We start from the raw sequence: 11,936 nt of genomic DNA, 5'->3' as shown, positions 1-11,936 counted from the left end.
AAAATGACTGAAAATCGGAACAAAAAAGCAGTTGCCAAAATTTATTTCCAAACATTATTGATCGGCTCCATTATAAATTAAGCAAATGAATAAATTAATAAAAGCTATTATAGGCACTTCGCTTAAATACAAATACTTTACATTTTTTCTGGTTGTATTATTAGTTATAGTTGGCATTGTCAGCTTTAAAAATACGCCGATCGATGCCTTTCCTGACGTCACCAATACAAGTGTCACCATTATATCCCAATGGCCCGGCAGAAGTGCAGAGGAAGTAGAAAAGTTTGTGACCATTCCCATTGAGATTGCCTTAAATGCTGCCCAGCAAAAAGTACATATCAGAAGTACCAGTATTTTTGGCTTGTCCACCGTAAAAGTAACTTTTGACGATCATGTAACCGATAAAGATGCCCGTATTCAAATAGGTAATTTAATTGGGAATGCTGATTTACCAAATAGTGTAAAGCCTGCTATACAACCACCTACAGGACCCACAGGAGAAATCTTCAGGTATACGCTTAAAAGCAGCGTCTATGGCCCCATGGAGCTCAAAACTATTCAGGATTGGGTTATTGACCGGGAACTTAGATCTGTGCCTGGCGTGGCGGATGTAACCGCCTTTGGCGGTATGGTAAAGACCCTGGAGATTCAAGTGCAACCGGAGAAAATAAAAAGCTTAGGGATCAATCTACTCAACGTATATGACGCCGTGGCCAGTAGTAATATCAATATTGGTGGTGATATGATTGAAAAAAATGATCAGGCATATGTGGTCAGAGGAATTGGCCTGATTAATAACATTGACGAAATCAAAAATATTACCGTAACCAATATAAATGGCGTACCGGTCGTTATAGGAGATATCGCAAATGTCGTTATAGCACATTTACCCAGACTTGGTGCTGTGGGGCGGACGGATGCCATTGATTCTATGGGCAAGCGGCTGGGTACAGTCAATAATGACGATGCCGTAGAAGGCATCGTATTAATGAGAAGAGGAGAGAATCCAGAAGATATTATTCCCTTATTGAAAACTAAAATAAAAGAATTAAATAGTAAAAAACTACCTGCCGGTGTTAAGATAAATCCCTTTTATGATAGAGAAGATCTGGTGAATTTAGCGACCCATACAGTACTTCATAACCTAATTGAAGGCATGCTGCTGGTAACGATTATTGTCTCTGTTTTTATGTTTAACTGGCGGACGACTTTAATCGTCTCCATTATTATTCCCTTATCGCTTTTATTTGCCTTCATCTGCCTGCGGTTAATGGGCATGCCGGCTAATTTGCTTTCAATGGGAGCTATTGATTTTGGGATAATCATTGATGGTGCTGTCGTGATGGTCGAAGGACTATTTGTTATAATGGATCAGAAAGCCCGGGAAATAGGCATGGAAAGGTTCAATAAGCTGGCAAAAATGAGTCTGATCAAGAAAAAAGGGGCAAAATTGGGTAAAGCCATTTTCTTTTCCAAACTCATTATTATAACAGCACTGTTGCCCATTTTTGCTTTCCAAAAAGTGGAGGGAAAGATGTTCTCGCCACTGGCTTATACATTAGGTTTCGCCCTGTTAGGCGCTTTGATCTTTACCCTTACCCTGGTACCCGTGATGGTAGGTGTCTTATTAAATAAAAATGTTCGGGAGAAACATAATCCGATAGTAGGTTTTCTTACCGCTGCTATCATGCGTGCATTTCATATTACGCTTAAAAACAAGCGATTGACTTTTATTCTTTCCATAATCATTATGGTGGCAGGACTATTCAGCTTTAAGTTCCTGGGAACGGAGTTTATGCCAGAGCTCAATGAAGGGTCATTATGGATACGAGCCTCTTTGCCATATAGCGTAGCACTTGGAAAATCAAAAAATGTGGCAGATGAGATTCGTCAAAAGCTCATGGCTTTTCCTGAAGTTAAAAAAGTAGTCTCTCAGACTGGCAGACCAGACGATGGTACCGATGTAACGGGGTTTTATAATATTGAATGTGACGTGGCCCTCTATAGTCAAAAAGACTGGAAAAGCGGCGAAAGCCTGGATCAACTTATTGATCATATGCATCAGTCATTAGCCGTTATTCCCGGCATAGAACTGAATTTTCCCAGCCCATTATGGACAATGTGGAAGAGGCTGTGTCAGGAGTGAAAGGGTCTATTGTAGCGAAGATTTATGGAGACTCTTTACCCTATATGGAACAACAATGTGCACAAATTGCCGCAATATTGAAACAGATTGATGGCATTACAGATGTAGGCGCTATTAAAAATATTGGTCAGCCTCAGTTGCAAATAGAGTTAGACCAGACAAAAATGGCCATATACGGGATTACCACGGCTGAGGCCAACGCAGTAATAGAAACAGCCATTGGCGGAAAGGCCGCCACCGAACTGTATCAGGGGATCAGAAAATTTGATATTCGTATCCGCTTCCCGCAGTCCTATCGAAACGATCTAAATATGATCAGCAATGTATTAGTGCCTTCCATGTCTGGGGTTCAGATTCCTCTGCATGAAATCGCCACCCTAAAAACAACCATTGGGCCAACACTTATCTTTAGAGATGATCATGAGCGTTATGCTGCCGTTAAATTCTCCGTCAGAGGCAGAGATATGGGTAGTGCTATAAATGAAGCCAGGCGCCAAGTCAGCAAACAAATCCATCTAAATAAAGATTATTCACTCATATGGCAAGGGGACTTTGAGAACCAACAACGCGCCCAACACAGATTGGCCCAAGTGGTGCCCATTAGTTTACTATTGATATTCCTGTTATTATTTGTCATGTTTGGTAATTTTAAAGATGCAGGATTGGTTTTCCTCAACGTCCCCTTTGCACTGGTAGGAGGCATATTGATGTTACTGCTTACAGGTACCAATTTTAGTATCTCAGCAGGGATAGGATTTATCGCCTTGTTCGGCATATGCATATTAGAAGGCGTTCTTTTGATATCAGCTTTTAAAGACAACCTTGAACACAAAGAAAGTGGGATTCGGCTGCCACTATCCCAAGCCATTCATAAAGGGGTTAGCGTCCTTTGCAGACCGGTACTGATGACAGCACTAATGGCAATTATTGGACTTCTTCCTGCTGCCATGGCCACAGGTATTGGCTCTGAGAGTGCGAGGCCACTGGCTAGAGTTGTTATAGGTGGCCTTATCTGTGCTACTATCTTTTCACTCCTGGTATTCCCTGTCATATTCAATAATGTTTATGCGCATATTGATAAAAAAAAGCGACGATTAAAATAGAGAGATCGTAAAAATAATAGGGTAAATGAGTACTATCCTATACAAAAGGGGGCGACGCTACTAGTTAGATTGCCCCTGTATTGTATAGTAAAAATGTATAAGTATTGCTCCTTTATAAAAAATATATATAATTCAATAGGATGGAAGCTGCTTAGCCCGTCTGCAGAAGCGAATACATGCTTTAAGCGCTATGGCAGATTATGTAAACAACATGTTTAAGGTGGAGACAGAAACAGAAAATTATTGTAGCGGATTACTTTTCCGTATTATTTTTAATCGCCATTGTTCTTTGATAAAATGACTGTCCCGTCAGCTGCTTTTCTGATTGATTGATCGCCAGCAGTAAGTTATGTTCATTATCCCCAATCTGCTCCAGTGCCTGTGACATTATTTTCCAGACAGGCTTCATCCTTTCCACCAATGCATGCCCCTTAGTCGTTAAATGAAGCAACCTTTTTCTTTCGTCTGTTTTATCTTTACTGGATTGAATAAGCGATTGTTTTTCCAGCTCTTTTAAAAGCGTAATCGTGGAGGGGTGGGTATAGCCAATTTCATTGGCAATTTCCACTACACTTAGATTTTGATGGTTACAAAGCGTAAGAATAACAGGAAACCATTTAGGCTCAAAATCTATCCCATAGGCCTTATAAATCATGGCGCCTTCTTTGCGCAATTGTTCACTCAATCTTTGGAGCCTGGTGGAAAGGGCAAGAATGCCTACCTCGTTTATTGTATTCATTGCTCAGACTTTTGTTAATTTTCGTGCATAAAAAGTATCATCTGCGCCCATTACCGGGAATTTTGACGGAAGACTGTCTTTTTCAATAATGGCAAATTGGTTTCGTTCATAAAACCGCTTTGCAGCCTGCAAAGTAGAAACTGTTCCTAAATACAGTCGGTCAATACCCGCATTATGGCAATAAGCCATTAAAGTGTCCAGCAAACGCTGGCCAACGCCAAAGGCTTTACCCCGAAAATCACTTTTTACAAACATCTTTCGTATCGCACCACTGTGTGTATCAAATTTTATCAATCCAATGGTGCCCACTAATTCTCCCGCACAAAAGGCACCCCAGAAATGTCCCCCAGCTGCAAAATAAGCCGACTCTATTGAACGCAAATCAGGTTGATCCTCTATTGTAATTGGAATATTGAATTCATTTTGCTGGATATTCAAAATAAGCCTAATCGCCTGTTCGGCAAACCTATTATTCAGTGGTTTAATTATTATTTCCATTTGGGTAACTTTTATTGTACAAAACTACGTAGGTTGCTACATATAATTTGTCTTTTATTATAATTAACAAAAGATTGATGAAGGTGGCTGGCTAAGGAAAGGGGGCTGAACCCCCTTGGGCAGAAGTGGGTGACGCTATATACAACCAGACCACATAAAAAGCGTTTGCCAGTAATATTACGCCTTTTGATGCCATCCTCCATATAGGACCTGGGTAAGTGCTCAGACAAATAGGTGTTTCGTATCTTAAGGCTGCCCGGTTGCCAGGTAATTTCTTATGATACCGCCCAAGGTGGTCAGTCCAGCCTTTATTTTATCTTCGGACATATTAGAGTAGTTCAACCTAAGGGTATTTTGTCTTTCATTATTCGGGAAAAAGAGCCACCCGGTACAAAAGCAATTTTAGATTGCAAGGCCAGATCCAAAATATCTCTGGCACAAACATTTTCAGGCAACTCCACCCACGTAAACAAACCACCTTCAGGATGCGTGTAATGCACGTTTTTAGGAAAATGTTCCTGAATGGTTTGCAAGGCTATATCCCGACGTTTTTTATAAAGCGCCACAATTTTTAAAATATGGTCATCAATATTATACAACTCCAGGTATTTGGCGATGACCATCTGTGCAACTGTATTACATTGCAGGTCAGTGCCTTGTTTAATCAGCACATATTTACGTATCAACTCCTTGTCACCGGCAATCCAGCCAATTCTAAATCCAGGACAGAAAATCTTAGAAAAACTTCCGGTACAAAGCACTTGGCCGGTTTTGTCAAAAGACTTCACTGAAGGCAGATCTTGCCCTTCAAAGCGAAGTTCGCCATATGGATTATCTTCAATTACCGCCACATTGTAACGGGAGGCAAGCTGGGCCAATTGTTGCCGCTTTTGCAGATTCCAGGTTTTACCCGTCGGATTCTGAAAGGTAGGAATGACATAGATCAGTTTAACGTTATCTGTAGATTTTAAGGTATTTTCCAATACGACCATATCCATGCCATCTGCATCAGTCGGGATTTCTATAAACCGGCATCCGTAGGCTTTAAAAGCACTGATTGCCGCCAGATAAGTAGGGCTCTCGCACAAAACGACATCTTCCGGATCTAAAAACACTTTCCCGGAAAGATCCAATCCTTGCTGTGATCCATGCGTGATTAAAACATTATCCAGGTCAAAAGAAGTGCCGAGTCGGCTATTCATTCGTTTGGCAATCCAGCTACGTAAAGGTGCAAAACCTTCCGTGGTGGTATATTGCAGCGCCTGAGTCCCAGCTTCCTGCAAAACAAGATGCTGCACACGATCAATTGCCTCCACAGGGAATAGCTCCGGAGCAGGCAATCCGCCTGCAAAAGAAATGATATCAGGTTGTTGTGTCACTTTTAAAATCTCTCTGATCTCTGAGTGCTTGATACTGGCCATCCGCCTGGCCAATTGGAGTGTCATACTAATTTATTTAATGGATGAGTTGTAGCAGCATAAAAAGATGCAGCTTCCTGAAAAAATCAGAAAGCCTGGGCCCACATATGCAAATGCCAGTAACCAAAAGTAGACAAACAATCATAAAACATAAAATCCATTCCCATTTAATTTGGTCAATTTTAGTTAAGCAAATTTAAGACCCCTGGTAAGCGTTCGCTAAATAACTCGAAAGCCATGCGTCCTCAAAGCAAAGCCTGTTTTTTGGCTGTTTTTAAAACGGTCATCGTCAAGCAATGCATTTGTGCAAATTTTTGCGTAAATCGGCATTTAGTAATAGTTGATTTTGAAATAATTAAAGCCAAAATGGCAAATTTTATCATGAAAAGTGACTAAATATGTAAAATAAAAATGGCATATTTAGATTGTTTTAACTATTTTGCATGCCGTACAATAAGGGTTAAACAATATAACAGGCCTATAGGGCATGAGTCATCAACACGACCAATCTGAGCAATATAAGGATGTAGAAACGCAATTATTCACGGAGCTATTTCGTGAATATGAGCAGCGTTTATTTGTATTTGTACTGCGTATATTGCGTTCAGAGGTGATGGCGCAGGATATCGTTCAAGAGGTTTTTTTAAAACTCTGGTCCATTAAATCCAGGATTGCAGATATTGAAAATATTAATGCTTTTCTCTATAAACTTGCTGAAAACAAAGTATATGATCATTTACGTCATGCGGCTGTAGAGAAGAAAGCCAGGGAAGAACTATGGCATAGAATACAAAACAGCATACAAGATCACAGCCAAACCCTGATAGACAGGGAATATAATGCCATCATTGAAACTGCAATTGACCGGTTGCCACCCCAAAGAAAAGCCGTTTATCACCTCAGCAAAAGAGAAGGGAAAAGACATGCACAGATAGCAGAAGCATTAAAAATATCACCCAATACGGTTAAAAATCATTTGTCTGAAGCCTTTAAACAGATAGGACTGTATGTTCGCCAGAATTTAAGCAGTTGGCATTTATTCTAGTTAAGCTAACAAAGAAGGACTAAATAAGGTAGGTAGTTCTTTTTAAAATGGAACTTAATTTGTTGATTTTTATATTTTTAGAGAAAAAACTTTAATTTTTTTTAATTTTTTTCAAAATTGACTAGTCATTTTTAAAAGCCAATGCGTCTTATTGGGTAATGGAGCAAAACGCTGAACAATTATTTGAAAAGTTTTTAAAAGGAACTTGCAGCAAAGAAGAGCTGGACAGGTTGATGGAGCTAATACAGCAACATGAACAAGAGGCCACCTTCCGGTTGATGCTAGAAAAGGTTTACCAGCAAGTAGATCAGTCCATCACCTCCGACATTTTCGTTGGCACACCAGCCGGAGTACCGTCAAAAAATGAGTCGGAAGCATTATGGGAAGACACAGCACGCAATGGCCAATTAGGGAACAGTCCTTTTTCTAAAAATCACAAAACAGCAATTAAAAGCATTCGGTATTTAATAGCTACAGCTGCGTGTCTGTTATTGGCAATGGGGATGATATATTATTGGCATATTACTAAAACCGGCCAAAATAGCCAGGAATACAGTAAGATCGCTTTAAATCCTAGCAAAAAGCAACAGCCGAAAATGACCTTTCTGCCCGGAACATACAAGCATCAAACTACCAACCGGGCCGAGCAAAAATACCTGCTGTTACCTGATGGTACACAGGTATGGCTGAATGCCGAAAGCACCCTAATTATACCCGATCAATTCGATAGCCTAAAAAGAGTCGTGTACCTGGAAGGGGAGGCGTATTTTGACGTAAAACATGCAGATAAAATTCCTTTTATTATCCATATGCCCAGTAATGTGACAACCACAGTGCTAGGCACTGCCTTCGATATTAAAGCCTATGCAAATCAGGATTATAGCGTAAGCGTCAAAAGAGGTAAGGTGCTGGTCAGCAAAGATCAGAAATCACTAGCCACCTTAACAGTAGGTCAACAGATAAAAATGAATGTTGCCCAGCAACTACAACCAGTGGTAAAAACGGTAAAACAAGAAGATATTGCCATGTGGAAGGAAGGAAAGCTAGTATATGATGCGCTGGATCTTCAAGATATTATTCAAGACCTGGAAAGAGTCTACGACGTTCGTATTGAATTAAAAAACAATAAGTTATCTAATGAAGTAATTACGACTTCTTTTAATAGAGGAGATAACCTGGATAGTGTTCTGGAGACCCTTGCCGTATTGACAGGCACCCAGATCCGTAAATCCGGTGATGTATATTTAATACAATAAGCTGGGTGGCAAACAGAAGTGAATAATTAAAAAATAAAGCTTTATTGCCAGGTGCAATCGCGGCTTAGATAAACAATAAGAAATTATAAAACATAAAACATAAAAAACAATGTAAAGCCAGAAGATATTTAATGACAAATAATGTCAACAGCCAATAAAAAACCGTTACAGGCGGCCACCTGCAACGGCTAAGTGTTTATTAATTCTATTCCTTGAACTAAAAACTAGATAAAATTATGATTTTATCCGCTGTTCGCCAAAAATGCGAAGCGTTTTTTGCTACCCCTTTCCCTACTGCCTTCAAAAGAAAATGGCTTATGCGCATCTCTATACTATCCATATTGGTATTGGCACTTTTTGTGTCCTATGCCAACACTGGAAAGGGCCAGGACTTGAATGATAAGAGATTTTCTGTCCGGTTCGATAATACCTCATTAAAGGACGTTTTTACAAGGCTCAGTGAGCTAACGGAGTTCAACTTTGCCTATAGAAACGCCGATATCCGCCCTGCTAGCCATGTAACTTACAGTGACCGCGAAGTGACCCTAGGGGATGTGCTGACAAATATACTGCCGGCCAGGGCCTTAAGGTATGTACAAAATGGCTATAATGTCATCATCGTAAAGGCAAAAGATACGGTGCCAAGTAATTATTCCAGATACGGCAACAGGGCCATGGTGATCCCCGCCAGTCTTCGGTTACTGAAAGGCCAGGTATTGGATTCAATCACCGGTTTACCACTGGCAGGAGCGGTAATACGTAGCAAAAGTGCACATGGACTTGCTACCACCTCAGACAATCAAGGCAGATTTGAATTAAGGGTCCCAAAACCTAGTCAATATATTACCACTGAATACATTGGATATACCACCAAGACCACCAAATTACAATCAGGCATAGATCATTACACGATTTTATTGGCTTCGGCAGAGGCCACTTTAAACAGCGTAGTGGTCAACGGAATTTTTGATCGCCCGATGGAGAACTTTACAGGCGCAGCCACCCAGGTGACGGCAGAACAGTTAAGGCAAGTGAGTAACCGCAATGTCCTGGACGCCTTAAAGTCCATTGATCCATCCTTTAGAATACCGGAAAACTTGAATTTTGGCTCGGATCCTAACCATCTGGCATCTGTTGAAATAAGAGGAGGTAATAGCATAAATTCAGCGGTGTCCGGTTCTAGTGGCATCAACCTCAAACAAGATTATGAAAGTGACCCTAATCTACCCTTATTTATCCTGGATGGGTTTGAAGTTAGCCTGCAAAAAGTATATGATCTGGATATGACCCGGATTAAATCTGTGGACTTATTAAAAGATGCGGCTGCCACCGCTATTTATGGCTCCAAAGCCGCCAATGGCGTTTTGGTTATCACCACCTTTGCCCCTAAACCAGGTAGACTTCGCTTAAGCTATAATGGCAACTTTACCCTAAATATGCCAGATTTAACCAGTTACGACTTGTTAAATGCCATGGAAAAAGTACAGTTTGAAAAAGCAGCCGGTGTCTATACAGATATCCATCATATAGGCGCGTCACAGGAAAATCTGGATATTTTATATAGCCGGCGATTGGCAGAAGCCCAAAGAGGGGTGAATACCTATTGGCTGTCACAACCACTGAGAACTGCTTTTGGCCAAAAGCATTCTATCAATGTAGAGGGGGGCGACCAGGCCATGCGCTATAGTGTGGATCTGTCTTATAATAACGATGCAAGCGGCGTTATGAAAGGCTCTGGCCGTACCAATTACAGTGCCGGTGTTCAACTTGTTTATAATGTTAAGAAATTTCGTTTCCAAAACAGATTGTCCGTTGCTTATAACCACAGCGTAAATTCTCCTTATGGCAGTTTCGGTGATTACTCAAAACTTAATCCTTACTGGAGACCTTATGACAGTTTGGGTAATATACAGCAAGTGATGGAAAATTACGACGATATAGGGGTGAGTCCGGTTTACAATCCAATGTATGATGCAACACTACATTCAAAAGACCTTTCACAATACTTGAATATAACAGAAAATTTTCAAGCCGAGTGGAATATGGGGGCTGGATTTAAGACCAGAGCACAGTTCAGTCTGCAAACCCAAAAAGATCAGTATGATAAATTTGTATCTGCTCTGGCTAACCAGTTTGCTTCAGGATATTCCGGAGAGGATTATTTTAAAAGAGGATCCTACACGCTGGAAAATGGCAATAGCCTAAGATATCAAGGAACGCTGACCTTAAATTACGGAAAAGCCATTGGAAAAAATACACTTTACGGAACAGCCGGTTTTCAGGTCGAAAATAGTGAAAACAAGGTCGTTGGTATAAGAGCCGTTGGCTTTCCCAATGACCGGCTAGACGATATAAACTATGCGAATTTATATGAAAAGGATAGCAGACCATATGGTACAGATGCCAAATCCAGATCTGTAGGTTATCTGGCAAATGCCAGCTATGCATATGACAACAGATATTTACTAGATGCCTCTTTTCGGATGGACGGCTCCTCAAAATTCGGGACGGACAGCAGGTATGCTCCTTTCTGGTCCTTAGGTTTAGGCTGGAACATGCATAAAGAAGCCTTTATGCAGACCTTAAAATGGATCAATCAATTAAAACTGAGGGCTTCCTATGGACAGACCGGCTCACAGAACTTTGACTCCTATATGTCACTTACGACCTATAAATATCTGGTAGATGAAAGGTACAGGACTGGGGTAGGCGCAGTATTGCTTTCTTTGGGGAATTCGGATTTGCAGTGGCAAAAAACCCCAAAAATGAATATTGGCGCCGACATGGCCTTCCTTAATAGCCGATTACTGATCAGTGGTAATTATTTTATCGAGAAATCTGATGGCCTGATTACTTCCATTACACTGGCTCCCTCCAGCGGTTTTAGTAACTATGTCGCAAACCTGGGTAAAGTGCAAAATAAAGGTGAAGAAATCTATTTGACAGGGTTTTTAATAAAAAACACCAAAAAGAATATATTCTGGTCCATAACGGCCAATCTCTTTCACAACGAAAATAAAATCCTAGAGATCTCCGATGCATTAAAAGAACTTAACGAGAAAAATCTGGAGAGTCAGCAAGGCTCAGGTGGTACTACAGCCCCTGTCTTGCTGTACAGAGAAGGATTATCCACCAATACCATATGGGCGGTCAGATCTTTAGGCATTGATCCCAGCAACGGTTATGAAGTTTTTATCAAAAAAGACGGAACATTGACCAATACCTGGGATCCAAGAGATGAGGTGCCGGTAGGTAATACTGATGCAGATATCTATGGAACTTTGGGACCAATGTCATGTACAAAGGTTTTAGTATCAATATTCGTATGCGCACAAATCTGGGGGCGGACGCCTATAATACAACCCTTGCTGACCGCGTAGAGAATGCAAATTTTAAAAACAATGTAGACAGAAGAGTATATGAAGACCGTTGGAAACAGCCTGGGGATGTAACAATGTTTAAAGGCGTAGTAGATATTGAAGGCAAAACCCGAACTGATGTAACCAAGGCCACATCCAGATTTGTGCAAAGTAGCAATAGTCTTTATTGTGATGCGATTACTTTAGGTTATGAATTCCCGGCAAATCTCATTAAAAAATGGACACTCAGTCGATTACAGACCTATTTATACATCAATAACCCATTTGTTGTGTCCTCTATTCGCCAGGAACGCGGACTTAGCTATCCATTTGCGAGAACCTATTCACTAACCATTCAAGCCTCCTTTTAAG

7 protein-coding genes and 1 pseudogene are annotated in these 11,936 nt (G+C 40.6%); 5 read left to right on the top strand and 3 right to left on the bottom strand.

What is annotated here, in order from left to right:
* Positions 1-85: 85 nt before the first annotated feature.
* Positions 86-3,249: pseudogene (locus tag FSB73_RS00575) on the top strand (efflux RND transporter permease subunit).
* 253 nt (positions 3,250-3,502) lie between these two features.
* On the opposite strand, the gene FSB73_RS00570 reads toward FSB73_RS00575, so the two are convergent.
* From FSB73_RS00570 to FSB73_RS00560, 3 genes are all read right to left on the bottom strand, one after another.
* Positions 3,503-3,988 (bottom strand): MarR family winged helix-turn-helix transcriptional regulator, encoded by a 486-nt coding sequence (locus FSB73_RS00570; RefSeq protein ID WP_146779693.1) that lies wholly within the window; start codon positions 3,986-3,988, stop codon positions 3,503-3,505.
* Between the two features lie 3 nt (positions 3,989-3,991).
* On the bottom strand, positions 3,992-4,486 hold the full coding sequence (locus tag FSB73_RS00565) for a GNAT family N-acetyltransferase (RefSeq protein WP_146779692.1): 495 nt from the start codon (positions 4,484-4,486) through the stop codon (positions 3,992-3,994).
* Positions 4,487-4,824: 338 nt separating this feature from the next.
* Positions 4,825-5,931: an aminotransferase-like domain-containing protein gene (locus tag FSB73_RS00560; protein WP_225974330.1), complete on the bottom strand. Its 1,107-nt coding sequence runs from the start codon at positions 5,929-5,931 to the stop codon at positions 4,825-4,827.
* Between the two features lie 460 nt (positions 5,932-6,391).
* Here FSB73_RS00560 and FSB73_RS00555 point away from each other — a divergent pair, with 460 nt between their 5' ends.
* From FSB73_RS00555 to FSB73_RS00540, 4 genes are all read left to right on the top strand, one after another.
* Positions 6,392-6,949: an RNA polymerase sigma-70 factor gene (locus FSB73_RS00555; protein ID WP_146779691.1), complete on the top strand. Its 558-nt coding sequence runs from the start codon at positions 6,392-6,394 to the stop codon at positions 6,947-6,949.
* 158 nt (positions 6,950-7,107) lie between these two features.
* Positions 7,108-8,205, top strand: a complete 1,098-nt coding sequence (locus FSB73_RS00550) for a FecR family protein (protein ID WP_146779690.1) — start codon at positions 7,108-7,110, stop codon at positions 8,203-8,205.
* A gap of 236 nt (positions 8,206-8,441) precedes the next feature.
* Positions 8,442-11,585: a SusC/RagA family TonB-linked outer membrane protein gene (locus FSB73_RS00545; RefSeq protein WP_146779689.1), complete on the top strand. Its 3,144-nt coding sequence runs from the start codon at positions 8,442-8,444 to the stop codon at positions 11,583-11,585.
* A complete protein-coding gene (locus FSB73_RS00540) occupies positions 11,531-11,935 on the top strand; it encodes a hypothetical protein (protein WP_146779688.1) in 405 nt (134 codons plus the stop codon). Before FSB73_RS00545 ends, FSB73_RS00540 begins: the two co-directional genes overlap by 55 nt.
* Position 11,936: the final 1 nt, after the last annotated feature.

The organism is Arachidicoccus ginsenosidivorans, from assembly GCF_007971385.1.
Taxonomy (GTDB): Bacteria; Bacteroidota; Bacteroidia; order Chitinophagales; family Chitinophagaceae; genus Arachidicoccus; species Arachidicoccus ginsenosidivorans.
Note: the sequence above shows the minus strand (reverse complement) of the source record. Positions and strands in the feature narration are given on the sequence as shown.